The following is a 24,448-nucleotide window of genomic DNA, read 5'->3' on the forward strand; positions in this document are numbered from 1 at the left end:
AATTCCAAACAGCCTCACCCCTCCCTCACAGTCATGCCTTCTACCAGTCCGCAAATCCAGCGGTGCAGCGGAGCCTGAATGCCCTGCCGCAGCCCCATATTCACAATGCTTCCATTAATCCAGCGGATTTCCGTCTCCCTTGCAGCAAGCACATCAGCCAACATCGATGATGTATTGCCCGAAGTCGCGCGGCACACTTCAAGAATGGCGTCCCAGGCATCGTGCTCAGGGAAAATCCCGCAGGCCTCTAATATCCCGGTTGCCTCTATATACAGTTCCTTCATAAGCTGTATACGTGCAGCAGAGGCCAGCAATTCGCCGTTCCGGACCCGCCAAATGGCGGTTAGAGGATTAATGACAGCATTGATCAGAAGCTTCCGGTAAATGATGGTATCCACTTCTTTCGACAGAGAAGCGTGAAATCCTGCTGAGGCAAGAGCTTCTATGAAACTAATTATGGCCTCAGGCTTAGATGCCTGCAGATCAGTTTCATGAATATTTATAGGAGAGCTGCTCTTCCCTATACATATTTCCCCTTTACCCGTATGAATAATCTCTGTTAATGTTTTCCTCTTGGCCGCCTCTGTTGTTACAGCCGCCCAGATGGATGACCCCGGCAGCAGCCCCCTAAGCAGCTCCAGATGTCCGCAGCCGTTCTGAAACCCTATGACTACAAGCTTCCTGCCGCTTAGCGGCCGGAGAATCTCAGGCAGAGCCTCATGAAGCACCTTCTGCTTGACCGTTAACAGTGTAACCTCCCCGGGTTCATCCAGCTGACACTGGGTATATCCTTCTACTGGTGCCGCTGAGAAGCTCCCGCCTGGAAGCCGTGTTGCTTCCCTGCCATCTTCATAGCTAATAGTAAGACCCCGTTCGGATAGCGCCTTGCTCTGCTCCTCCCCCCTGCACCATATCCGTACTTCAACCCCACTGGCGATCAGCCGTCCTGCAAGCAGCAGCCCCAGTGACCCCGCACCTATCACATCTATCCTCATGCTAATCCTGCCCCCTGCCATGCCTTGCTCCAATAATTTTCCTAATTATATCCTGCCTGTCTCTGCAAAAGCAAAACAAAAAACCCTGCTAATCCGTTGCTGTAACGCACTCGGACGCAGGGCTTGCTCTCTAAATCTTCTATTCAATCCGTTCCAGGTTTCCGTTCGCATCCATTTTGAAGCGGGTCTTCTCTTCATCCTCTTCGTTAAGAAAAGCCAGCCTGCGGGCACGGTCCATAATCTGGATCAGCGCCTTGTAATCATCATTAACCACACGGTAATCGCTCTGGGCAAGATTCACTTCTCTGGATAGACGTTCATTCTCTACTCTCAGTTCAGAGAGCTCCTCTTCCTTCTCCCGCAGATCGCGCTCTAGCATCTTAAGCTGTCTGCCGGCCTCCTGGAATGTCCCCTTCCACTGCCGCAGGAAGCGGATGACGGCATCGATGGACAAGCTATTCTCGCTTAATCCTTCGCTGCGGCTGTAGTCTTCCTCAATGTCACCGAGAATCAGTCCGGCAACCTGAGCCCCGCGCGAGGCAGGCTGTTTCTTCAGATAGCTCCGTTTCTGCCGCTGTCCTTTGGCAATCCCGATAGCGTCCTCGTAGCTTTTGCGCACGCAGCTGTTCCAGCGGAAACCGCAGGCCGCCGAAGTTCTGCCGATTTTTTCACCCACCTCTTCAAAAGCAGCAAGCTGTGTGCTGCCCTCGCGGATATGACGCAGCGTTATTTCTGCCAATATCAGATCATCTTCTGCACTCCAAGCATCCTGTCTAACGGCTGTCATAAAGCCTAACCCTCCTAACAACATCATGAAATAACCATCTTCAGAACCGGCAGCTCCGCCGGGTAGTGAATAGGGATAAAAGCTGCTTACTCCATTTCTATGCCTCTATTAGAGTTCATAGAATCTATTTGATACTAATTTGTATTGCCAATTTGTCTGCACCTCATACTACCTTTGTTATAAATTCCTCTTTTCCGTCCAGAAGGCATGTGTCAATAATAAAAATCATATATTTTATGAAATTTTGAATTTTTTTCAATGAATTCGTTTACAGTGTTTTAGACAGCCGTTATAATAAAGGGTAAGCAGCTGTTAGCCGGATTCATACTGGAAGGGGGACCCTCTCTTGGACCGCATGTTTCGCGTTTTAGGATTTTTTACACTCACCATCGGACTTATGGCTTTTGCCGGTAATCTGACGGAAATGGCCCTGCTATTCTTTTTGCAAACCGCTTTTTTTGTGATTCTGGGCTATATGAAATTTACGGAAAAGACCTACATCCTGCTCTTTTGGGGGTATATGATCCTGACGTTTACAGGCTTCAGCTATTGGACGATATTTGAGATGGGATTGCCGCTATAACGCATATATATAGGAGTGAACGGATATGGCTTCTTGCCTTCAGGGAGCATTTCCGTTCTTTTTGTTTGCAAAATTGTAGTTCGGGGAGACGCAAAACAGGGTATGATATTTTAACAGGCTGAAACATATTAATAGTACATACCTGTCTAACTCTGTTCAAGGTGGTGGTGCAAGTGTTATCCCGTAAACCTGTTCGCCGGTTATTCGCAGCAATATTGATCCTCACCTGCATCGCTATGCCGCCGGCTTCTCCGGTGTATCTTTCCGCCGGTTCCGGCTCCGCTTCAGGAGTCAGCGCTCCGCCGCCCTCTATGCCGGATGATGAAGAGACCCGCAAGCTGCTGGAGCAGACGCTGTCCTCCGCAGAGATTGAACGTGAGATTGCCCGGATTACCGCAGAACAACAGACGCTGGAGCGCAAAGCCGCTGAGCTGGAAGACCAGGCAGCCGCCAAGCAGAGTAATATCGCGGATCAGCAGGAAAGGGCGGGTGCTGTTGTGCGGGCCTATTATATGGGGGAACGGGATGGGCTTCTTACAGCCTTTCTCTCCGCCAAAAGTATCAGCAGGCTAATCGCTCTAGTCGATTATTATGAGATTATTATGGGGCAGGACCGGAAGACACTCACGGAATATGAGACACAATATAAGGATTTGAAAAGTACACTGACGGCCGCACGGCGCAGCAGTCAGGAGCTGGCAGAGCTCAAGACGGCGCTCGAAGAGCAACAGAAACGTGTGCTTGCCTTAGATAAGGAGATTGCAGGCGGGATTCAGGCCAGTACAGATCCTGAAAGTATGCAGCGGCTGCTGGAGGAGTTCAGTACATATTGGGAGAATATCGGCCTGCATGAGGTGCGGAAGTATTTCAAAGCGCTGGCTTCTGCCATGAAGCAGCTGCCGGAGTTCGTCCAGAGCCGGGAAGGCGTGCTGGTGCGCAAGGGGATGACCTATAATCTCGCCCTGTCTGAAACGGATCTGAATGAGTTCCTGGTTACCCAGAATCCGCTGTTCCAGGATTTCCGGTTTGCGTTCAAGGATAATTCAGTCTCGGCAACGGGTAAAAGCGGGGGCTTGTCGCTGTCGCTGACCGGCCGCTATACCATACAGCAGGAGCCTGTCAACGGCTTAATGTTCCATGTTGATCATGTGGTATTCAATGGTCTGGAGCTGCCGGATACCACCCGCCAGGCTCTGGAGGAAGAATTCGATCTCGGCTTCTATCCGTCCAAAATCGTCTCCTTCCTGCAGGCCACCGAGGTCGCAAGCTCGGACGGCATCCTGCATGTGAAGCTGTCCCTCTCATTCTAAAGGTGGCTTCACTACTGCTTCAAAAGCGGCCGCATTTAGCTTACCGGTTAACAAACCAAGCACTGCCTCCGCCTTCCGGCTCCACTCTGCCTCAGAGCCGGGACCGGGGGTGTTATCCTCTGCAAGAAACCATCCGGCTTCCATCGGCAGCTTCCCAATCTCGGGCTGAGGGGAGCGGTATAGCTCATCCAGTGCCGGCAGACGGTCCGTGTTCTCCAGCCATTCCATTTGGGCCGTGCTTGATGTGACGTAGGCGAGCCATTGGACCGCTGCTTCCGGACTGCCGGATTGTGCCGGAAGGGCAAAAAAGCGGCTCTGAATAACCTCATAGCTTGGTATATCCTCCTGCTTCTTCGGCATCTGCACCGCAAGTGTAGAATTTCCGTGCTTCTTCCACTCCGATAGCGGCACAGCCGCCACCGCAAGCTTCCCATCCTGCAGCAGTTCCCAGATTTCCTTATTGAACTGGCTGGTCAGATACATATAGCTACGCGCCGCTTCTGTCCACTGGGCCTGCTCAAGGCTGGCGGAGCGCAAGCTGCTGCCCATACTATGCAGCACAGCGGCATACCCGTAAGGATTCCGCGGATCCATTGCCAGCAGATAACGCTTCTTATCCGGATCCTCTTTCAACCGGACCAGCAGCTCATTCCACTGTTCCAGGCTTCCGGGCACCTCCGCAACACCCATTCCGGCGAGCCGCTCCGGCGAATACACGAGGACATAGGGATCGATATCCAGCGGTACTCCCCAGTTATATCCGTTCCACTGCATCTGCGGAATAAGCATCGGAAGCGGCGTGCTCCCGGGAACACTCTGGTAGATATCTACAGGCAGCAGATAGCCCCGGGTAGCCAGATCATAAATACTGTGACCGTCCAGCATCACGATATCCGGGCTTGTCCCAATGGTTAGTTCTTCACGTACCTGTGCTCCCCCGTCTTCCGCCTCTACATTCTTAAGGATCACGCTGACTCCGCTGGATATAGTGTACTCTTTGCTAATCTGCTCAAGCACGCTGAATTCCTCCGTACTGAGCGAGACGCGGATCTGTAGACTCTCGGCTTTGCCTGCTTCCCCTGAAGGAGGACGCTCTGATTGGTCCAGCGGCTGTCTGGGCGGATAGCTACCATGATCCGTATTCAGCTCCATGCTGGGTGACAGGCTTGTCAGGGCCAGCAGCAGAACTGCAAACAGCAGCCAGTAATTTTTGCGTTTCAGCACATGCGCTCTCTCCTTCAGCGTTTCTTATTCCTCATTTTAGCAGAGATGCTGGCGCTTGTCTTGGGTTGTGAAACCGTTCTCTTTATATAGAAGGAAACGGTGGGATGGGAGTGTCTGAGAAGCACAGCCGCAATTTGGGCGGTAGTCGCACCTGCGGTGAATATTTGGCCTTCCGGCCGCTGTTGTCTGCAGATTTCTCTTAATTAAACCGCTGCTCGCGGTAGAAATCCGCAGACAAAGGCGGACGCTACCGCTCCTACAGCTCCAAAATTCCCCTCCGGTGCTATCGCCATGTTGCTCCAGCTAATCCCAGCCAAATCCCCTCCTGCCGCTTCCGGGGGGCGGGCAGGAAAAAACCGGGAGTGGTGATCTCCCGGCTGGAATAAAGTTTGTTGTTGGTGCGGGTTACAGCAGATCGGCGGCCAGCTGGGCCAGATGCGAACGCTCGCCCTTTTCCAGCGTGATATGTCCGCTAATGCCCTGCTGCTTGAACTTCTCCACGATATAGCTGAGCCCGTTGCTCGCCGCATCCAGATAAGGGTGGTCAATCTGCTCGGGATCCCCCATCAGGATCACCTTACTGCCCTCGCCGGCCCGGGAGACAATGGTCTTCACTTCGTGGCGGGACAGGTTCTGCGCCTCATCAATGATAATGAACTGCGACGGGATGGAGCGGCCGCGGATATAGGTCAGCGCCTCTACTTGGATACTTCCCAGACCCATCAATATTTTATCGATATCCCCTGCCTTCTTGGTGTCGAACAGGAATTCGAGGTTATCATAAATCGGCTGCATCCATGGACGGAGCTTCTCATCCTTCTCTCCCGGCAGATAGCCGATATCCTTACCCATCGGTACCACCGGGCGGGCAATCAGCAGCTTCTTGTATTTGTGTTCATCCTCTACCTTGAACAATCCGGCGGCTAACGCCAGCAGCGTCTTGCCTGTGCCCGCCTTGCCGGTAATGGTCACCAGCGGAATATCATCATTCAGCAGAAGCTCAAGTGCCATCCGCTGCTGCGCATTCCGGGCGCTGATACCCCATACCGCATCATTGCCCAGATAAAGCGGCTCCAGACGGGAGGCATCACTGTTGACCTTCAGCAGCGCGGATTTGCCGCTTCCGATCTCATCCTTCAGAATTACGAATTCATGCGGATACAGCGGATAGGACAGCGACAACTGCTTCGTGGACAGGAACCGGTGACTGTAATATTCATCAATCAGTGAAGGATGGGCCATCAGCGACTGGCAGCCGGAATACAGCTCATTCAAATCGCCGGTGCGGTCGGACAGATAATCCTCCGGAGTTATGCCAAGCACATCCGCTTTGATGCGGACGAGAACATCTTTACTTACAAGTACCACAGGACTCGGGTCAGCCTTCTCATTCTCCTCATGAAGATAATTGAGCGCTACAGCCAATATCCGGTTGTCATTGGAGACTTCGCCGAACATCTCCTGTACCTTGACGAAGCTGCGGTGATTAAGCTCCACCTTCAGCGTGCCTCCATGGTCCAGTACCACCCCGCTATGCAGGTGACCCAGCTCCCGGAGTCCGTCTAACAGACGCGATACGGTGCGGGCGTTACGGCCGATTTCATCGGCATTACGCTTCTTGGAGTCGATTTCTTCCAGGACTACAGCAGGAATGACCACCTCATTCGCCTTGAAAGCAAAAATCGAATTGGGGTCGTGCAACAGCACGTTAGTGTCCAGTACGAATATCTTTTTCATGTTATCCCCTCCACAGCGCCTGGTTTGATTGATCATACATAACTCTTTTCAGCAAGGGCAACATAAGGTAAATCACTAATTCTCAGGCTGAAAGGAGTACTCACATATGAGAAAATCAATGTGTCTGTTGCTGGTACTGCTGCTGCTGACAAGCTGCGGTATCGCTAATAAAGAGACATCACCCTCTCCTCAGGATAAACAGTCGGCTGAAGCGGTGCACAGCCAGGGGAACCGCGGATTGCGGTCATTGTCGGAAGATGGTACAGCCGTACAAGAGCCCGCCCCGGATTCGGGACAAGCTTCAGAAGGCAAGCACGACAGCGATGTGGCACTCAAGGATCATTTTGAACAATTAGCGCGAAGAGTGCCAGGTGTGGAAGGCGTCCACTGTGTCGTCATGAACAACCTTGCCGTGGTCGGCATTGATGTGGACGGCGCCCTTACCCGTTCGCGGGTCGGAAGCGTGAAATATTCGGTAGCCGAAGCGATCCGCAAGGATCCCAGGGGCGTAAGAGTTCTGGTCACTGCCGACATGGATCTAAGCAGCAGGCTGGCCGAGATGGGCAAGCATATCTCTAAGGGCAACCCGGTCTCGGGCTTCGCCTCCGAGATGGCCGATATTATCGGCCGGATTATTCCGCAGCTACCGGAGGATATTGAGCCGCAAGGCAATACCCGGTAGATCCAAATTTCAAAAAAAGCCTAGTGATAGCACACTAGGCTTTTTGCATGGCGGCAAACACTTGTCCGTCCAGCTTCTCAGCCGCACGTGCATCGTATACCTTCGCATATTTCGGAGCAGATTCCAGGTGCGCACCATAGAACAGCGCATTACGGACCGCTTCAATCTCAATATCAAAACAGCACATCTTAAACGGAACATCCGGCAACGGGTCCAGCCGAACAGCGGCATGACCGTTAATGGCATGCACCGTCCCTTCGCCAAACACGGTAATCGTTACTCTCGGGTTAACCTTCATGTTGTTTACCAGTCTGGAGCGGTGGTCCACAGCCAGCCGGACAATGGAAGGGCTCACAGCATAGATCCAGGAGATCGCAGTCGACGTAGGTCCGCCGGATTCTGCATCCACAGTGTTAAGAAGAACAAACGTCTCCGATTGCAGCATAGCTAGCAAAGTTTCATTGAGCTGAGCAACGGCTTCAGACATAGTTACAGGCCCCCTATGCGGCAAGAATACATTCAATTTATTATATTATAGCACAGGACGAAACTTGCATTCAATTTACAGATTGTACCCTGCCCGCTGCTCAAGGCTGGCCTGAGACCGCTGCAGCGGACACTCCGGATATCCGGTCCTGGAGGCTTTTCTTGGCTGCGTCCAGCTCCTTATCGTTAATATATACATAGGGACTGCGCCAGGTTCCGGTTACCGGTACATATTCGACATTCTCCTTGGGAATATCCCAATAGGTGGCAATCAGGCTCTTAATCTGCGCATTCTCGATATCGCTCTCCAGATTATTATCCACCGCATCCAGCACCCGGCCGATTTTGAGGACACCGCCCAGCGACTGCATCTGGGAGATCAATGAAGTCAGTACCTCGTTCTGGCGCTTATTGCGTTCAAAATCATCCGAAGGCTTCGTCGCCGGCTTGCAGTTGGACTTGCGGTAACGCACATAATCCAGTGCTTTATCTCCGTTTAGCTGGGCTTCGCCTTTTTTGAGATTAATATTGGTGGCGTCCACACTGTCCGTGTAACACATATTGGCGCTGATATTAACGTCCACGCCGCCGAACTCATCTACGATATCCCGGAAGCCCTGGAAATCCAGCACCGTCGTGTAATCAACCGGAACCCCGAGATACTCACCCATCATCTTCTTCATCTGATCCTTGGCAAGCACGCCGGATTCCTTCTCCTTGCTCTTGAAGCGGGAGTAGAAAGCATTAATCTTCGTCTTCTTGTATCCGCCAAGCTCGACATATGTATCGCGGGGTAATGAGACCACCGTAGCCGATTTGGTCTCCGGATTCAAGGCCGCGACCATGATCACATCCGTCAGATTGGACGGGTGCTTCGGGCGGTTGTCCGTACCGAGCAGCAGCATTGTCAGCGGCTTCTCCGAGGCAGATTGCCCTGCGGCAACCGGCTGGTCCACTCCGAATCCTCCGTGGTCCACCTTCCAGTATAAATACCCTGCGTAGCCTAATGCCGCTATAACAGCAATTAGCAGAATGATGAACAGCACTCTCATCAGCCGGGCGAAGAATCCTCGCTTTTTCGGTTTCCGCGCTTTTTTCTTTGCGGTTGCAGCTGAAGCAGCAGACCTCGGCTGCTGCCGGTTAGTGGTGGTGCTTCCTTGCTGGCCGTTCCTTCTGGGTGGCAGATTGCCCTTACTTCTATTCATAATCCGTTTAGTTCCTTTTCATTCAACTGGAATTGAAGTAGATAACTTCGTAATAACTTAGACGAACCCTGTCATCAAAAGTTGCGTCTACTGCCGTTTTGCAGACGCTGCAGCCTTCCGCTTCTGCCGGGCCTCCACCAGATAGCGGACCCGCACAAGCAGCATCAGCCCGACCGCTACCAGCAGGCACTGGATGATCGGCAGCTTGTCATGCTGGAAGATAAGAAGCATACCTGAGCCTGCCGCCATCATCACATACAGTACGATCTCTTTGCCGATCGGCAGCTTCTGATTGACGCGAAATACTTGGTTATACACATAAGTCAGTAAGATAAAAATGACAATATAAGCGATAACTGGATGCTCAGCGAACCAGCTTTGCATAGCCGCTCACTCCTCCCGGATCATAAGTTACGCTTACATTATATCACCCGCAGCCGTTTTATACTGCTATTAATCCCTTCAATTTGAAAGATCCCCGCTGTAAAATGAGAAAAACCGCCGGATTATTCCGGCGGCTTGAATGGAAATATCTTACGCTTGGCTGGCTTGCGCCGCCTTACGTTGCTTCTCTACACGCTCGCGCTCGCCCTTATTCAGGATCTTTTTGCGCAGACGTACAGATTTAGGAGTGATTTCACAATATTCATCATCGTTCAGGTATTCAAGCGCGCCTTCCAAAGAGAAGGTACGTGGAGTCTTCATTTTCACAGTGTCATCTTTACCTGAGGTACGCATGTTGGTAAGTGCTTTTTCTTTGCAAATGTTGACGATAATATCGTTATCACGAGTATGCTCGCCTACAATCATACCTTCATAAATTTCAGTACCTGCATCCAGGAAGAGAATACCACGATCCTCAACACCAACGATGCCGTATTGAGTTGTTGTTCCACTTTCGCTTGCTACAAGCACACCCTGATGACGTCCGCCAACTTGGCCGCCAACCAGTGGAGCATAGCTATCGAAGGCATGGTTCATTACACCGTAGCCGCGTGTCAGCGTCAGGAAGTGTGTGTTATAGCCGATCAGGCCGCGTGCCGGAATCAGGAATTCCAGACGGACTTGGCCGGTGCCGTGGTTAATCATGTTGACCATCTCGGCTTTGCGGCTGCCCAGACTTTCCATAACGGCACCCATGCTTTCTTCCGGAATGTCAATCATGAGGCGCTCAAGCGGCTCGGATCTGACACCATCGATGTCTTTAATGATTACTTGCGGTTTAGACACTTGCATTTCATAACCTTCACGGCGCATATTCTCGATCAGGATACCAAGGTGAAGCTCACCGCGTCCAGAAACGATAAACGCATCAGGACTGTCAGTTTCATCTACACGCAAGCTCACATCCGTTTCCAGTTCTTTGAACAGACGCTCACGAAGCTTACGGGAAGTAACCCACTTGCCTTCTTTACCTGCGAACGGGCTGTTGTTCACGAGGAATGTCATCTGCATGGTAGGCTCGTCAATCTTCAAAACAGGCAGCGCTTCAGGATGCTGCGGATCAGCAATGGTCTCACCGATGTTGATATCCTTGATACCGGCAATAGCCACGATGTCGCCTGCGCCTGCTTCTTCTGTCTCCACACGCTTCAGACCCTGGAAGCCGAACAGCTTCTCGATACGGGCAGTCTTGCTCTTGCCGTCACGCATGATGACTGTAACGGATTGGCCTTGCTTGATTACACCGCGGTTCACGCGGCCAATAGCGATACGGCCCAGGTATTCGTTGTAGTCCATCAGTGTTACCAGGAACTGCAGTGGCTCTTCAACCTTCTCGGTTGGAGCCGGGATATGCTCAACGATTGTTTCATAAAGCGAAAGCATGGTCTCATCCTGCTTCTCAGCGTTCATGCTCGATGTGCCGTTAAGCGCAGAAGCATAGACTACAGGGAATTCAAGCTGGTCGTCACTGGCTTCAAGCTCAATGAACAAGTCCAGCACTTCATCAATAACTTCCTTCGGACGCGCAGCCGGACGGTCAATCTTGTTCACGACTACGATCGGGGTCAGGTGCTGTTCCAGCGCCTTGCGGAGTACGAACTTGGTCTGCGGCATGCAGCCTTCATAAGCATCAACAACAAGCAGTACGCCGTCAACCATCTTCATGATCCGTTCTACTTCGCCGCCGAAGTCAGCGTGTCCAGGTGTATCTACGATGTTAATCAGGAACTCTTTATAAGTAATTGCTGTATTTTTAGCTAGGATTGTAATTCCACGTTCCCGTTCGATATCGTTAGAGTCCATGGCGCGTTCTTGAACGTGCTCGTGTGCGCTGAAAATCCCGGACTGCTGGAGAAGCTGATCGACGAGCGTTGTTTTACCATGGTCAACGTGGGCAATGATCGCAATGTTACGGATATCTTTTCTTGAATGCATGATTTGTATCCAAATCCTCTCATTTATCAAATTAAAACTGTTTAAATTCTTAGCATGTCACGGCAGTCTCACAAAAGAAGCGCCAGGCAGAAAGCCGACGCTCCAACATTCCTTAATTTTATAGTGAAAGTACTATGAAAAGCAAGTCTTTTTCTGAAAAAAAACGTTGCCAAGTCCGCTTAAATTTTCTAATTTTGCCTTAAGTCCGGCTCAGCGGTCTTGAATTGTCCTATCAGTGTGTGCTGACGATCTGTTTACCAGCCACCGTTCCACTTCTTGCGGCTTCCCGGTCTGCCTCTTCCCAGCATCAGCCACAGTCCCGCAGCAACCAGCACAGCGCCGAGCAGATAGAGCGCCCCGGTACCTAATAGGGTGAAGATAACCAGCACTACACTAAGCAATCCAAGGATAACAGCGGCTGTAGTTAACCCGCCGGTTCTGCCAGAGGCATACAGCGAATATTCATACAGTCCCACTGCGATCCCCAGCAGAAGAACAGGCCATAAGTGTCTCATGAGGTCCCAGCCCCAGGTATTGCATAAGCCGAAGAGCAAGCCGTACACCGATAGTATGCCCGCTGGAATAAGTACAGATGCAGAAGCGCGGCGGGTGAAAAAGAGCACATGCAGGAACAGGCCCGGAACCAGAATGATGAGCGGCCATAAGGCCCGTCCCAGAAAACCGAACACCCCCAGCTTGCCCAGCAAGATCACGAGGCCGGCGGCGGCGATGAACACACCCAGTTTCATGTCATTTTTGGAAGACATCTTTCACCTATCCCTTCAACATTTCGTGTCTTTATTTTATCTGATAAACGCATAAAACACCATCATTCTTCACACATCGCGGCGGAGCATTCTCCGGAAAAAAGAAATAAGGCTGAACCAAAGCCTTCCAGCTTTTGGTACAGCCTTATTATTGCCGCTTATCAGCCTGCGGATACTTTCCTGTGCTTCAGCATGCCCGTAACAACCACGATAATGCCCAGCAGCATCGGCAGCATAGCATGAAGCGACGGCAACAGGAACGAAATCACCGGGCCGAATTTGGCATCCTGCAGCAGCATGTTCCCGGCGGTATACGCCAGAATATAGGCGCCGATGAACACCAGCACCGGGAAGCGGTGCAGCCAGCCCACGATAATGCCGCTCCCCCAGACGACAATCGGAATGCTGATCGCAATCCCGATTACGATGAGGGCCAGATCCCCTTTGGCAAGCCCGGCAATCGCCAGTACATTATCCAGGCTCATGATGAAGTCCGCCAGCAGGATGGTGCGTACCGACTTCCAGACGCTGGGGCTTCCCTCAATTCTCAGCTCTTCCTCGTCTTCGAGCAGCAGCTTGAAGGATATCCATAGCAGCAGCATTGCCCCTCCGGCTTCAATATAGGGAATCTTGAGCAACAGCACTGCGGCGAAGGTCAGGATACAGCGCAGCGCGACCGCTCCGGCTGCCCCCCACCAGACAGCCAGCTTTCTGTGCTTCTCCGGCAGATTTTTGCTGGCCATCGCAATGACCATGGCGTTGTCTCCGCTGAGCACCAGATTAATCATTAGAATTTCACCAAGCAGCAATAATGAATCCATCCACTTCAGCCTCCCTGAACTCCATGTAACTACATGTATGCCGGGGGGCGACAAGCTATGCTTCTTGTCCCGCTATTTTAGAAACTGCGCATGTACGGCCGGATTGCCGCGTATATCTATAGTCTACGGCCTGACTGGCCGTAAGGGACTGCAAGCCACCAAACCTATAGGAGTGACCCGGGATGAATACATCCGCTATGGATTTCATATTATCTCTGCTGAATATTGTGTTCCTCGATCTGATTCTGGCAGGCGATAATGCCATCGTCATCGGCCTGGCCGCGCGGAACCTGCAGGGAAAGCGGCAGAAGCAGGCGATTCTGCTTGGTACAGGCGGTGCAGTGATCCTACGGATCATCGCGACGATTCTTGTGGTGTGGCTGCTTAAAATTCCATGGCTGCTGGCAATCGGCGGGCTGCTGCTAATCCTTATAGCTTATAAGCTGCTGTCCGGCGGCAGTGCAGAGACGGATATTCAGGCCGGCGGAACTCTGTGGGCAGCTGTCCGGACGATTGTGATAGCCGATGCAGCCATGGGACTGGACAACGTTATTGCTGTTGCCGGTGCAGCGAATCATAATATTACGCTAGTGGTGCTGGGATTGCTGATCAGCGTGCCTATTGTGGTCTGGGGAAGTACCCTGTTTATCCGGTTAATCAACCGGTATCCATGGATTATCTATCACGGGTCAGGCGTACTCGGCTTCACAGCCTCCACCATGATTTCCGGCGAGAAGGTCATTGCCCCTTATTTCAAGGCACATCCGCTGCTGCACATTCTGTTCATCGCCGCAGTAATTGCCGGTATCCTGGCTGCGGGACACTGGAAGCGCCGCCGGACGGACTCCGCTCTTCAGAACCACTCTTCCTGAAGGCCTGCTTGTGCCGGTACTAAGTCCTCCGGCTTCTCGTTGCCATAAGGTGTAATGAGTACGGTCTCGGTTCCGGCAACCGCCGTATCGAGTAACGCCTGATAGCCCGGCAGCGTCGCTTCAATCTTGTCTACAATCCGCATATTCGGATTCGTCGTCGGCGATTTGGGCACGAACAGTGTACAGCAATCCTCGTATGGCAGGATGGACAAGTCATACGTACCGATGGTCTGCGAGAGCTCCACGATCTCACTCTTGTCCATCATCACCAGCGGACGCAGCAGCGGAAGAGCCGTTGCACGCCCGATCACATTCATGCTGGGCAGAGTCTGGCTGGCCACCTGGCCCAGACTGTCGCCGGTTATCAGCGCAAGTGCCCCCTCCTTCTCCGCAAGGGCGGTAGCAATCCGCAGCATAGCCCGGCGCATGAGTGTAATAATCAGGTTATCCTGCCCGATCCCGGTAAAAGAGGTCTGCACCTCCGTGAACGGAACCAGATGCAGCTTGATTACACCAGCATAACGCGACAAGATACGCGCCAAATCTACAACCTTCTGGCGGGCAAGCTCGCTCGTATAAGGATAGCTGTAAAAGTGAACGCACTCTACCTCCAGCCCCCTGCGCATCGATGACCAGCCCGCAACCGGACTGTCGATCCCGCCGGAGAGCAGCAGCATAGCCTTGCCGTTCGTTCCCAGCGGGAAGCCGCCGACTCCGGCAATATTCTCGCAGAAAATAAGAGTATGCTCTTCACGAATCTCAATCTTCAGCTCCAGATCGGGAGACTTCACATCTACCAGCAGCCCCGGATATCCCTGCAGCAGCGGTGTAGCTATAAGCTTATTCATCTCTATAGAGCCGTAGGGGAAGCCCTTCCACACCCGGCGCGCGCTAACCTTGAAGCTGGTTCCCGCCGCCGGAGCAATAAGATGGAGGAAGGTCTTGCTGGCCGCAAGAATATCCTCGAATTCCGGCCGGGAGACCTTCACCGGGCTAATCGAAGCGATCCCGAATACATTTACGAGCGCCTCCGTTAATTCTCCTGCGGGTTCACCGTTCAATTCGACATAGATCCGTCCGAACTCCCGGGTCAGCTTCACATTAGGATACGGCTTCACCATCTCCTTCACATGCCGCAGTACGGTCTTCTCGAACCGGCTGCGGTTCTTTCCTTTGAGAATGAACTCCCCGAAGCGCAGCAGGAGCATATCCGCATAGTCCATGCTGCTTCCGTATCCGGCTTTCTGTGCTCCGCTACCTGTCTCTGTTGTTGTCATTGGTTATTTCATGCCTCCTTCTGCAATCTTCAAGGATTGGACGGCTGCCAGCAGCGACTGCTCCAGCCGGATCACATCCTGCTGCGTGTGGCTGTCGCCCAGGCTGATCCGTATGCCGCCAAGCGCAGCAGCGGTATCCCTGCCCATCGACAGCAGAATCCGGCTCGGCTCGGCCAGGCGCGAGGAACAGGCGGAGCGTGTGGCGACCGCCATCCCTAGCTCCTCCAGCCTGCGGGCCAAGACCTCCCCTTTCATGCCGGGGTAAGAGAAATGAACAATATGCGGCGCCCCGTCCTCCATGCTGTTCAGCACAAGCTCCGGTATCCCTGCTATATAATTCTCCAGCTGTGCCTTGAGCGGACGAATCCGGGCGCTGAAGGCCTCCCGCTGTTCCCCGCTCATCCGCATGGCCTTGGCTGAAGCTACAATATTAGGCACATTCTCTGTTCCGGCGCGCTTGCCCTGTTCCTGGGACCCGCCAGTCAACAAGGGAAACAGCGTAACTCCTTCTCTGACATAAAGAATGCCCGTCCCGCGCGGACCGCGTAATTTATGTGCGGACAGGCTGTACAGATCAGCCTGCCAGGCCTTCAGTTCGACCTCAAGCTTACCGTAGCCCTGCACGCCATCTACATGAAACAGGGTCCGGCGGTTCACCGCCTTGACCTGTTGTCCGATCTCACGCAGCGGCTGCACCGTGCCGATCTCATTATTCACGTGCATCACACTGACCAGCACGGTATCCGGCCGGACCGCAGCAGCAATCTGCGAGGGTTCAACTACTCCCTGAGAGTCAGGGGCTACGAAGGTAACCTCCCAGCCCAGCTTTTGCAGCTGAAGACAGCTCTCGTAGACCGAAGGGTGCTCCAGCTCCGTGGTCACAATATGCCGCCCTCTGCTCTGATACTGCAGCGCAGCCCCTTTGACCGCCAGATTGTTGCTCTCGGTAGCACCCGAGGTGAATATAATTTCCTGCGGCAGCACATCAAGCGCAGCTGCGCATACTTCGCGCGCACGCTTGATCAGCTTGTCCGCCTCTTCTCCCGCCCGGTGCAGGGAAGAGGGGTTGGCGAAGTGCTTCCTCATCACCTGCTCCAGCGTCTGCACTACCTCCTCATAGGGAGGGGCAGCAGCGGCATAATCCCAATACAGCATATATCGGCGTTCTCCTTTGTGGATTAGAATTCATAACTGCTTATATGTTGCAAAAAGGATCAAACGGCCTGACCCGCAAAAGAAGCAGGGTGCAGATTCCGTTTGATCCTTATATTATACCGCGAATTGGGCGCGGGCGCGTTCTATTTTGGCAATGTAGGCCTGAGTCTCCTTCGGAAGCTCTGAAAGGTTCGCCATAAGCTCAGCATCGCTGCTGACTCCAAGCTTGTTCACCCTGCCCGGTCCGGCATTATAGGCGGCCAGCGCCATCTTCTCCTGTCCGTCATACCGCTTAAGCTGGTACGAGAGGTATCGGACACCGCCGTCAATGCTCTGGGCAGGATCGAAGGGATCGGAGACACCCAGTCCGTTAGCCGTTCCGTCCATTAGCTGCATCAGTCCTTTGGCACCGGCAGAAGATACAACATTCGGATTGAAGGAGGATTCCGTATCAATAACCGCCTTGATCAGATCAACCGGAACGCCATATTTCGCGCTCGCAGTCTGAATTAGCTGTTCATAATCTGTCGGCACGGTCTGCGTTATTTCCCCGGAAATGCCGCTATTGGACTCGGCTGCTTCCCCAAGCTGCTGCCACAGCAGATTCTCCACCGAAGAGTTACCTGCAAGAGCAACATATGTGCTTTTATTGCTGCTGTCAGTGGCTTGAGAGGTCCCCGCCGCCTGCTGAAGCATCGCGGTGAACGCTGCCGCCGAGGAACCGGTCACTCCGGGGTTCGCTTTGGTATCCTCACGCTTCATGCTTGAGCTTCTTAAGTCTACCCATTTCAACTGACCGCTTGGTGCAGCGGCATTGATTGACATGCATTCATTCCCTCTTTCACACGAAGTCTTATATTTGAACTTTACTATTTATTCACAGCGATTACTATATGCCTAAGCGAAAAAACAGACCTCAGACCTGCATAGTTAGGTCTGAAAGCCTGTTTTGGAAATCGGATGTGCAGATTCAGCCGGCTCTAACGGGCAAAAGGAATTAAGACAAAATAGCTTAAAGTGGATACAATCCCCAGCCCCATCGACCAGGCCCCGGCTGATTTTTGTCCTCTGGCATACGCATAATACCCCAGAACAGCGGCAATCGGCCCCAATATAATGGACCAGACGAATAAGGACACGACACCGAAGCCCAGGCCGATGTAGCCAATGCTCCGGTTCTCTCCCTCTCTTACGCCGCCCGTCGTCCGCTCAGCTTCGCCGCTCCGTTCCATAGTGCTCTGAAGCTGCGACGGGAGCGGACTGAGCTCGGCGGCATACTCCTCATTGTGGCTTCTGTCCCGGCGGGGGTAATCGACTCTGCTGCGCGGGCGCAGGATAACCTTTCTGCGGGCGGAACGGTCCACTTTGGGTTCATCATTCGGATTATCCATAAGGGCCTCCTTCTCAAGCGTTCGGCTTGAACGTCAGACAACAGGTTGCGGACGAGGTTCCGGCATGATCATGATGATTACCCGCCGTCAGCTCCTCTGCGTATTCCTCCATGTAACGGCTGCCTGCATGCTGATCGATCTCAATGACAATTTCCTCGGCACGGCACAGGTTCTGTTCTCCCCAATAATGACAGTTGCTCACACTACATTTCACAAGCGGTTTTGTCATAATGATCACCTCGTCATGTATTATGCCCGCTCGGGAAATCAGCTATGCGGCTGACTGCTGCTCACCTGAAAACAAAAAAGACCGCCCCAGCAGCCATATCGGCAGTTGGGACAGCCTTTTACAAAAATAAGGTTATAGACCGGACAATGGATTACACCTGATTCTGCATCCGCTTCTCCGTCAAATAATCATTCTCATAATAAGTCAGATCATCACGCAGTTCCTCATAGACCTTGGTGATCTCCATAATGATATCGCGTGCCGGACGGACAGGCTTCTTGCGGAAACGGATCGCATCCTGACCGGTATAGGCATAACGTCCATCCTCCGAATAACTCTCATTCTTAGGATAGAAGAAGTTATTAACTCCGAGATGATATACATTATATAGCGCTTTTTGCGCGAAAGGTTCATCAAAGGTAGCGCGGCGCAGTGCAAGCCCAAGCTTCTCATAAGACATTTCCGAGAACACCAGCAGATGCCGGAGATCGGACAAGAACCCCCGATAGAAATGCAGCGTTTCTTCATCCTCTTCGGTAACAAGCTGCGGCAGTGCATGCTCGTTCAGGAACAGTTCCATTTTGTCGATAACGGATTTAAGCTTCTCTCTCGTCGATTCACACAACTTCTGCACACTTACTGCTGACATGGCGGTTGCTCCCCCTTATTGTTCCTTGCATTAGTAGTTGTTAATGACACTTAGACATTGTAGCTGTACTCTCTTGATAGTATCACAAAATCTCTTAAGCCTCCACCGTACGGATACCGGAGAAAAATCCTGCTTCTGAAAAGAATAGTGCAAGCCCCGGAAGGCGCTTTCTTTTTGATATTAACATAAAACCAAGGACGGCGGTAGCCTTTTCGTAAGATGCATAAAACAGGCTCTTGCTCCGAACCCTAACCGGTATATGAAACCAAGAAGGAGCGGAAATCATGTCACGTAAAAATTTAACCGTCGCCGGTATAGTCACTGCTGCGCTGACCGTACTGCTGCTCACCTTCGCCCTGCGGCCGGAAGGCAGCGGCGGTACCCTTCGGCAAGCGTCTGTGCCTAATCCCTCTGAGGAAAAAGTAATCAAGAAAACCACCCTCGTGCAGGATGTAACGGCCACTGACAAGCTGAACCGCGTCGATGTAAACAGACATCTGAGCACCCTGCTGGCCGATATGCATCACGCTTCGCCTGAAGCTATCTCAGCATATGCCGCGAGCCTTCAGCAGGGACACGGGCATATTACCATGCTGATGATGGTTGATTTCAACACCCGTAAGACAACCACCTTCAAATCTTCTCTGCCGGAAGGAACCGACCAGGAGAATAAGCAGCTGCTTCATTATCTGAACACTGCCAAAGCTGCGATCAAAGGCCACCAGTCCTATGAATCCCCCTCGTTCATCATCGGCGACAAAAAGTATTATTTCGTAGCCCAGCGTAACCGGGAGGGTCAACTGGCTGTCATCGCCCTGATTAACCAGAAGATTCTGGACCGCGTTGCACTGCATCAGCTCAAGAATCTGCGGCTCATTCCGTACCCGAAGGAAGGCAAGTACCGGATAGAATCCGTCCACGCCGATACCTTGAAGGACATTACGGTCAAGACTGGACATGACAATGAGAACGCCAGCCATTACTATGAGAATGAGATTGTTGTCCGCTTCCCGAATGGTCATCCCACGGCGGCACAGCTTCAGACCATCGCCGCCGATATCCGCTGCAAGGAGCCGCGCAAGCTGGGGTATGCTTATATTTTCCGGTCGGAGCAGATGAGTTACTCCCAGCTCAAGACTTACTTCGCCAAAAAGTGGCATCCGCTGTACGCAGAGCCTCACTATATGTACTTAACCAATGATACGGTAAGTGAAAATACGGGAGCTAATGTGATTACCCCTAACGACCTGCTCTTCTCAACTTACCAGTGGAATCTGCCGGCGATTGAAACCCCGCAGGGCTGGAATCTGTCAAAGGGCAGCAAGGAGATCGTAATCGCCGTTGTGGATACCGGTGTTCAAGCGAACCACCCGGATCTGAAAGGGCAGCTGCTTAAGGGCTACAATGCGATTACCAGCGGCAGCACGCCGGACGACGATGTCGGACATGGCACCCATGTGGCCGGTATCATCGGAGCGTTAACCAATAATGAGGAAGGGGTCGCCGGCATTAGCTGGTATAACAAGATCCTTCCGGTAAAAGCGCTGGATAATTCCGGGGCGGGCACCACCTATTCGGTGGCCGAAGGCATTATCTGGGCGGCAGATCAGGGGGCTAAGGTGATTAATCTCAGCCTGGGCAACTATGCCGACTCGCAGTTCCTGCATGATGCGATTAAGTACGCCTATGACCGGGATGTGGTGATTGTCTCCGCATCTGGCAATGACAATACAGAGCGGCCGGGATATCCCGCAGCCTACGAAGAGGTGATTGCAGTCGCCGCAACGAATGCGGCGGGAGAGCGTGCTTCCTTCTCCAATTATGGGGACTACATCGATGTAACTGCACCCGGAGAGAGCATTGCCAGCACCTATCCCGATAATCAGTATGCGGCGTTATCCGGCACCTCGATGGCCAGTCCCCATGTAGCGGCGCTGGCCGGACTGGTGCGCTCCTTGAACCCTGCGCTGACGAACAAGGAAGTGGCTGCACTCTTGACCTCTAATGCCATCGATCTGGGCACCGCCGGCCATGATAAGTATTACGGCTGGGGCCAGGTGGATATCTACCGAACCCTGCAGGCGGCAGGAGGAGGCCAGGTTCCGCTCCAGCTGTTCCCGCAGCAGGTCGGCAAACAGCTCGATTCTATACAATAAGCTGCTGCCGTTAGCTGTTAAGAGCGCAGATGCCGTTCCAGCAGCAGCAGGAACTGGCGGAGTCCGCGCTCCATCCCCTCCAGCGTCAGCTGCGAATAGCTTAAGCGGATATGCCTGGAGGGTGTATCCCCGGCATAGCAGACATCACCCGGCAGGAAGGAGATCCCTTCCTGCTCGGCCAGAGCGTGCAGCTCCTCAATCGCGGGGGATTCCGGCAGCTGCAGCCACAGATTCAGCCCGCCCCCCGGCAGCTGCCAGGTTACCCCGGCCGGAGCATACTGCTTCAGCAGCCTCGCCGCCGCCTCCTGGCGGACACGCAGCGCGGACCGCAGCTTCGCTGCGTACTCGTCATATTGGCGCCCGATGAAGGGCAGTACAGCCCGCTGGGTCAGCAGCGGACTGCCCAAATCACTGGCTGACTTGGCGGCGATCAGCCGGGAGAGAATATTGCCCTCAGCAGCAACACAGGCGATCCGGCAGCCGGGGGCGAGGACTTTGCTGAAGCTCTTCATATAGACTACATGCCCGGCGGTATCCAGCGATTTAATGGACGCCGGGGGCGGCTGATGGAAGTACAGGTCACTGAACGGATCATCCTCCACAATGAGACAGCGGTAACTGCGGGCAAGCTCCAGCAGTCGCTGTCTTCTTGGCATGCTCATGGTGACCCCGCTCGGATTCTGAAAGGTCGGATTCGTATAGATGAGCTTAGGCGGCCTCCGGTCACACATCGCTGTAAGCTGGTCCACCCGCATGCCGTCCCCGTCCATCGGAACGAAGATCATCTCAGCCCCCCGCCCGGCAAAAACATCAATCGCCCCCGTATAGCTGGGCGCCTCCAGATACACCGTATCCCCCGGCCCAACAAAGGTCCGGGCGACCAGATCGATCCCCTGCTGCGCACCGCTTGTGATCATCAAATCACCGGCGCCCAGCTGGATTCCGCGGCTCTGCAGGTGCCTGCGCATCACCTCGCGCAGCTCCGGGTCTCCCTGAAAATTACCATAAGTGGCCATTAGCTCAGGCTGGTCCTTCACCAGTGCAGCCATGGTCGTGCCAATCGGCCCAAGCGGGAGCAGACTGCTGTGAATGGAGGCCAGATGAAAGGGATATTCTACCTCAGAATAATCGAAGTTACGCCAGAGCTGGGCCCGTGGCAGATAGTCATCATATCCGTCCTGCCACCCCGCTTCTGCGTCTTGCCTGCTCCGGTCCCGTTCTGCCACATAGCAGCCCTTGCCCTGCCTGCACAGAATATGTCCGCGCAGCTCCAGGTCAGCGTAAGCCTTGCTTACCGTTACCTGGCTAACCTTCAAGGAGGAGGACAGCCCTCTGACAGACGGCAGCCGCGAACCCGGCTGGAGCAGCCCCGAGGTGATCCGCTGCGCGATCGTCTCACTGATCTGCCGGGGCAGCGGTTTGTCGCCGCTGCGGAGTAAATCAATATGCATGGCCCGTCTCCTCCCAACTGTTATATTTACCGCTTTACTGTTATACCGCTATACCGTTATGATACTACAAAATTCAGAATAGCAGGGAGCATGAATATGAAGATCAACTATGCGGATATGACGAACCACCTGGGGTCCTCCGCAGTCCGCGATATCCTTAAAATCACACAGGGTAAGGACATCATCTCGCTTGCCGGCGGGCTGCCTGCCGAAGAGCTGTTTCCGGCAGAAGCGATCCGGGAAGCTTACAGCCGCGTTCTGAGCGGCGACAGCTCTGCGCTGCAATATGGACTGACAGAAGGCTATCTTCCGCTCCGTGAACAGCTTGCCGCCAGACTGGGGCAACAGGGCATCCCTGTCTCCACAGAGGAAATGATCCTCACTACCGGCTCCCAGCAGGCCATAGATCTGCTATGCAGAATTCTGCTTGATCCGGGAGACACCGTACTTGTAGAGGCACCGACCTATCTGGCCGCCTTGCAGGTACTGGGCTCTTACCGTGCAGACATCCAGGTTGTAAAGAGCGATGAGGAAGGGCTGCTGCCGGAGCATCTCGAAGAGCAGCTTCAAATGCACCGCCCTAAGCTGTTATACGCCGTTCCCACCTTCAACAATCCTTCAGGCGCAACCTGGAGCACGGCACGCCGTGAACAAGTGGTTGCGCTATGCCGGAAATACGGCGTGCTGATACTGGAGGATAATCCTTATGGAGAGATAAGGTTCGATGAATCCCCGGAGGCCTATCCTAAGGCCCTCGCAGCCATAGACAGGAATCTGGGCGGGGATACCTGCGTGGTCTATACAGGTACATTCTCCAAGATCGTAGCTCCGGGACTGCGGACAGGCTGGATCATTGGCCCTGCGGAGCTGGTCAAGACGATTGCCAGAGCCAAGCAAGCCGCCGATTTGCACTCCAGCACTATCGATCAGCGCGCCCTGCATGAGCTGCTGCTGTCCTTCGATCTTGAAGCCCATATCCGGCAGGTCTCCCGGGAATACAACTCACGGATGAAGCTGCTCTCGGCAGAGCTGGCTTTGCAGAGCTGGCAGGACACCTCCTTCCTGGAGCCGCGCGGCGGCATGTTCCTGTGGCTGAGCCTGCCGGCCCGGATTCATACCGCCGAGCTGCTGCCGCTTGCCGTGGAGCAGGGGGTTGCCTTCGTTCCCGGCGAGGTCTTCTATTCGGAGCAGCCCATGAAAAACACGATGCGCCTGAATTTCACTCATACCCGGCCGGAGCTGTTGCCGCTTGCGGTGCAACGCTTGACCACCGCGCTGTCCCGTTATGAGGAGCGCATGCTGCGTCTTTAAGGGAATCTGCTTAAGAAACATGGGAACATGGGAACATCGGCTCTGGCGGCGTCTGCGAAATGGCTTTTTCGCAGAGTCGTCTTGTACAGGTCCTCCACTTTCAAAGCCCTCATTCGTAACGATATGAACGATATGTGGACTCAGAAGACCCTATTTTGCTAAAAGGTCTTCTTTTCTGCTCGTTGCGGACTGAGGGGCCGCTATGGGGCCAGTGGGAACGCAAAATGAAGCAAAACTTGGTTGTTAAGGGCCACTGAGTCCGCATCGCTTACAAAATAGGCTCATTGTCCGAATTAATGGCTTTTGAGTCCGCGAGTGAAGAGGCTGAAGTATGATATTTACTGAATTCCGTTGTATATAATGAATGACCCGCGCGTACTTCTCCTACTCATGGCTCTCCTTCGCACTTAACATGGGGTCTAGAACTTCTTAATAACAAAAAGGCGGCCCCCATCAGGAGGCCGCTAACTCAATGTCTGTATGTGTAATAATTAATTACTGCACTGTGCTTGTTTAAGTTGTCAGTTAGGAAAGTTTGCCGTAAGCCGGGTTCTGTGCTCGTTGTGGTTCAGACGGGAACTACCCTCCCACCATAAGCGACAATCATCTATCTAGGCCATACATTACTGCACAGCTCCAGCGACCAACCTAGACGCGCCTCAGGCGAAGGCTGCGGCTTCCGTGAAGAAGACGCTGCGTCTCATTAGGTCTTGCTCCAGATGGGGTTTACCAGGAACGAAGTCACCAGCGTTCCTCGGGGTCTCTTACACCTCGGTTCCATCCTTGCCTGTGCCGCCCGAAAGCGGCCATCGGCGGTCCATTTCTGTGGCACTATCCTTCAGCTCGCGCCGACTGGACGTTATCCAGCACCCTGCCTTGTGGAGCCCGGACTTTCCTCCCGCATACGCTCTCACGCATACCGGCGATTGTCTGTCAAACTTTCCGAAACAACATTGTATATTATACAGATATGCCGCCTAG

General features: G+C 53.3%; 23 protein-coding genes and 1 other RNA gene. 6 read left to right on the forward strand and 18 right to left on the reverse strand.

The features are described 5' to 3' along the window. Positions 1–14 precede the first annotated feature (14 nt). Together NSS83_RS10980 and NSS83_RS10985 are read right to left on the reverse strand one after the other, a co-directional pair. On the reverse strand, positions 15–995 hold the full coding sequence (locus NSS83_RS10980) for a 2-dehydropantoate 2-reductase (RefSeq protein WP_341184452.1): 981 nt from the start codon (positions 993–995) through the stop codon (positions 15–17). Between the two features lie 139 nt (positions 996–1,134). Further along, positions 1,135–1,782 (reverse strand): RsfA family transcriptional regulator, encoded by a 648-nt coding sequence (locus tag NSS83_RS10985; protein ID WP_036690232.1) that lies wholly within the window; start codon positions 1,780–1,782, stop codon positions 1,135–1,137. A 346-nt stretch (positions 1,783–2,128) separates the two neighbouring features. Here NSS83_RS10985 and NSS83_RS10990 point away from each other — a divergent pair, with 346 nt between their 5' ends. Together NSS83_RS10990 and NSS83_RS10995 are read left to right on the forward strand one after the other, a co-directional pair. Next, positions 2,129–2,365 (forward strand): DUF2626 family protein, encoded by a 237-nt coding sequence (locus tag NSS83_RS10990; RefSeq protein ID WP_340752288.1) that lies wholly within the window; start codon positions 2,129–2,131, stop codon positions 2,363–2,365. Positions 2,366–2,538: 173 nt separating this feature from the next. Next, positions 2,539–3,675, forward strand: coding sequence for a hypothetical protein (locus NSS83_RS10995; protein ID WP_341184451.1), 1,137 nt, complete (start codon positions 2,539–2,541; stop codon positions 3,673–3,675). Here the strand turns inward: NSS83_RS10995 and NSS83_RS11000 are convergent. Together NSS83_RS11000 and NSS83_RS11005 are read right to left on the reverse strand one after the other, a co-directional pair. Next, positions 3,667–4,899, reverse strand: coding sequence for an extracellular solute-binding protein (locus NSS83_RS11000; RefSeq protein WP_341184450.1), 1,233 nt, complete (start codon positions 4,897–4,899; stop codon positions 3,667–3,669). The two genes, NSS83_RS10995 and NSS83_RS11000, sit on opposite strands and share 9 nt — an antisense overlap. Positions 4,900–5,304: 405 nt before the next feature. Continuing rightward, positions 5,305–6,636, reverse strand: a complete 1,332-nt coding sequence (locus NSS83_RS11005; RefSeq protein WP_340752285.1) for a PhoH family protein — start codon at positions 6,634–6,636, stop codon at positions 5,305–5,307. 106 nt (positions 6,637–6,742) lie between these two features. Between NSS83_RS11005 and NSS83_RS11010 the strand changes: the two genes are divergently transcribed. Beyond that, complete coding sequence (locus NSS83_RS11010; protein WP_341184449.1) at positions 6,743–7,318, forward strand: YhcN/YlaJ family sporulation lipoprotein; 576 nt, start codon at positions 6,743–6,745, stop codon at positions 7,316–7,318. Positions 7,319–7,352: 34 nt separating this feature from the next. Here the strand turns inward: NSS83_RS11010 and NSS83_RS11015 are convergent, their stop codons facing one another. The 6 genes from NSS83_RS11015 to NSS83_RS11040 form a co-directional block, all read right to left on the reverse strand. Beyond that, positions 7,353–7,805, reverse strand: coding sequence for a pyridoxamine 5'-phosphate oxidase family protein (locus NSS83_RS11015; protein WP_036690242.1), 453 nt, complete (start codon positions 7,803–7,805; stop codon positions 7,353–7,355). Positions 7,806–7,905: 100 nt separating this feature from the next. Next, positions 7,906–9,009, reverse strand: coding sequence for an LCP family protein (locus tag NSS83_RS11020; RefSeq protein WP_341184448.1), 1,104 nt, complete (start codon positions 9,007–9,009; stop codon positions 7,906–7,908). Positions 9,010–9,096: 87 nt separating this feature from the next. Continuing rightward, complete coding sequence (locus NSS83_RS11025; protein ID WP_341348254.1) at positions 9,097–9,393, reverse strand: YlaH-like family protein; 297 nt, start codon at positions 9,391–9,393, stop codon at positions 9,097–9,099. 150 nt (positions 9,394–9,543) lie between these two features. After that, positions 9,544–11,388 (reverse strand): translational GTPase TypA, encoded by a 1,845-nt coding sequence (gene typA, locus NSS83_RS11030; RefSeq protein WP_341348255.1) that lies wholly within the window; start codon positions 11,386–11,388, stop codon positions 9,544–9,546. Between the two features lie 254 nt (positions 11,389–11,642). After that, the gene (locus NSS83_RS11035) at positions 11,643–12,155 is read right to left on the reverse strand and encodes a hypothetical protein (RefSeq protein ID WP_341184447.1); all 513 of its coding nucleotides are present in this window, start codon (positions 12,153–12,155) and stop codon (positions 11,643–11,645) included. A gap of 161 nt (positions 12,156–12,316) precedes the next feature. Then, positions 12,317–12,976 (reverse strand): TerC family protein, encoded by a 660-nt coding sequence (locus tag NSS83_RS11040; RefSeq protein ID WP_341184446.1) that lies wholly within the window; start codon positions 12,974–12,976, stop codon positions 12,317–12,319. Between the two features lie 182 nt (positions 12,977–13,158). Here NSS83_RS11040 and NSS83_RS11045 point away from each other — a divergent pair, with 182 nt between their 5' ends. After that, on the forward strand, positions 13,159–13,848 hold the full coding sequence (locus NSS83_RS11045; RefSeq protein WP_341348256.1) for a TerC family protein: 690 nt from the start codon (positions 13,159–13,161) through the stop codon (positions 13,846–13,848). Here the strand turns inward: NSS83_RS11045 and thiI are convergent. The 6 genes from thiI to NSS83_RS11075 all read right to left on the reverse strand — a co-directional run bounded on the left by thiI (position 13,830) and on the right by NSS83_RS11075 (position 18,549). Next, positions 13,830–15,071: a tRNA uracil 4-sulfurtransferase ThiI gene (gene thiI, locus NSS83_RS11050; RefSeq protein ID WP_341185228.1), complete on the reverse strand. Its 1,242-nt coding sequence runs from the start codon at positions 15,069–15,071 to the stop codon at positions 13,830–13,832. The two genes, NSS83_RS11045 and thiI, sit on opposite strands and share 19 nt — an antisense overlap. 57 nt (positions 15,072–15,128) lie before the next feature. Then, positions 15,129–16,280 carry a cysteine desulfurase family protein gene (locus tag NSS83_RS11055; protein ID WP_341184444.1) on the reverse strand — a complete coding sequence of 384 codons (1,152 nt, stop codon included), beginning with the start codon at positions 16,278–16,280 and terminating at the stop codon, positions 15,129–15,131. A 114-nt stretch (positions 16,281–16,394) separates the two neighbouring features. Then, positions 16,395–17,105, reverse strand: coding sequence for a lytic transglycosylase domain-containing protein (locus NSS83_RS11060; protein ID WP_341348257.1), 711 nt, complete (start codon positions 17,103–17,105; stop codon positions 16,395–16,397). Between the two features lie 155 nt (positions 17,106–17,260). Continuing rightward, positions 17,261–17,671, reverse strand: coding sequence for a hypothetical protein (locus tag NSS83_RS11065; RefSeq protein WP_341184442.1), 411 nt, complete (start codon positions 17,669–17,671; stop codon positions 17,261–17,263). A gap of 13 nt (positions 17,672–17,684) precedes the next feature. Beyond that, positions 17,685–17,900, reverse strand: a complete 216-nt coding sequence (locus NSS83_RS11070; RefSeq protein WP_341184441.1) for a DUF1540 domain-containing protein — start codon at positions 17,898–17,900, stop codon at positions 17,685–17,687. A gap of 151 nt (positions 17,901–18,051) precedes the next feature. Then, positions 18,052–18,549 carry a YpuI family protein gene (locus NSS83_RS11075; RefSeq protein ID WP_036724316.1) on the reverse strand — a complete coding sequence of 166 codons (498 nt, stop codon included), beginning with the start codon at positions 18,547–18,549 and terminating at the stop codon, positions 18,052–18,054. Between the two features lie 284 nt (positions 18,550–18,833). On the opposite strand from NSS83_RS11075, the gene NSS83_RS11080 reads away from it, so the two are divergent. Beyond that, positions 18,834–20,705, forward strand: a complete 1,872-nt coding sequence (locus tag NSS83_RS11080) for a S8 family peptidase (RefSeq protein WP_341184440.1) — start codon at positions 18,834–18,836, stop codon at positions 20,703–20,705. 17 nt (positions 20,706–20,722) lie between these two features. Here NSS83_RS11080 and NSS83_RS11085 read toward each other — a convergent pair whose 3' ends face one another. After that, positions 20,723–22,156 carry a PLP-dependent aminotransferase family protein gene (locus tag NSS83_RS11085; RefSeq protein WP_341184439.1) on the reverse strand — a complete coding sequence of 478 codons (1,434 nt, stop codon included), beginning with the start codon at positions 22,154–22,156 and terminating at the stop codon, positions 20,723–20,725. Between the two features lie 96 nt (positions 22,157–22,252). On the opposite strand from NSS83_RS11085, the gene NSS83_RS11090 reads away from it, so the two are divergent. After that, on the forward strand, positions 22,253–23,467 hold the full coding sequence (locus NSS83_RS11090) for a PLP-dependent aminotransferase family protein (protein ID WP_341184438.1): 1,215 nt from the start codon (positions 22,253–22,255) through the stop codon (positions 23,465–23,467). A 526-nt stretch (positions 23,468–23,993) separates the two neighbouring features. Here NSS83_RS11090 and rnpB read toward each other — a convergent pair. Continuing rightward, positions 23,994–24,409: RNase P RNA component class A (gene rnpB / locus NSS83_RS11095), an RNA gene on the reverse strand. Positions 24,410–24,448: the final 39 nt, after the last annotated feature.

The sequence above is a fragment of the Paenibacillus sp. FSL H3-0469 genome (assembly GCF_038051945.1).
GTDB lineage: Bacteria > Bacillota > Bacilli > Paenibacillales > Paenibacillaceae > Paenibacillus_AQ.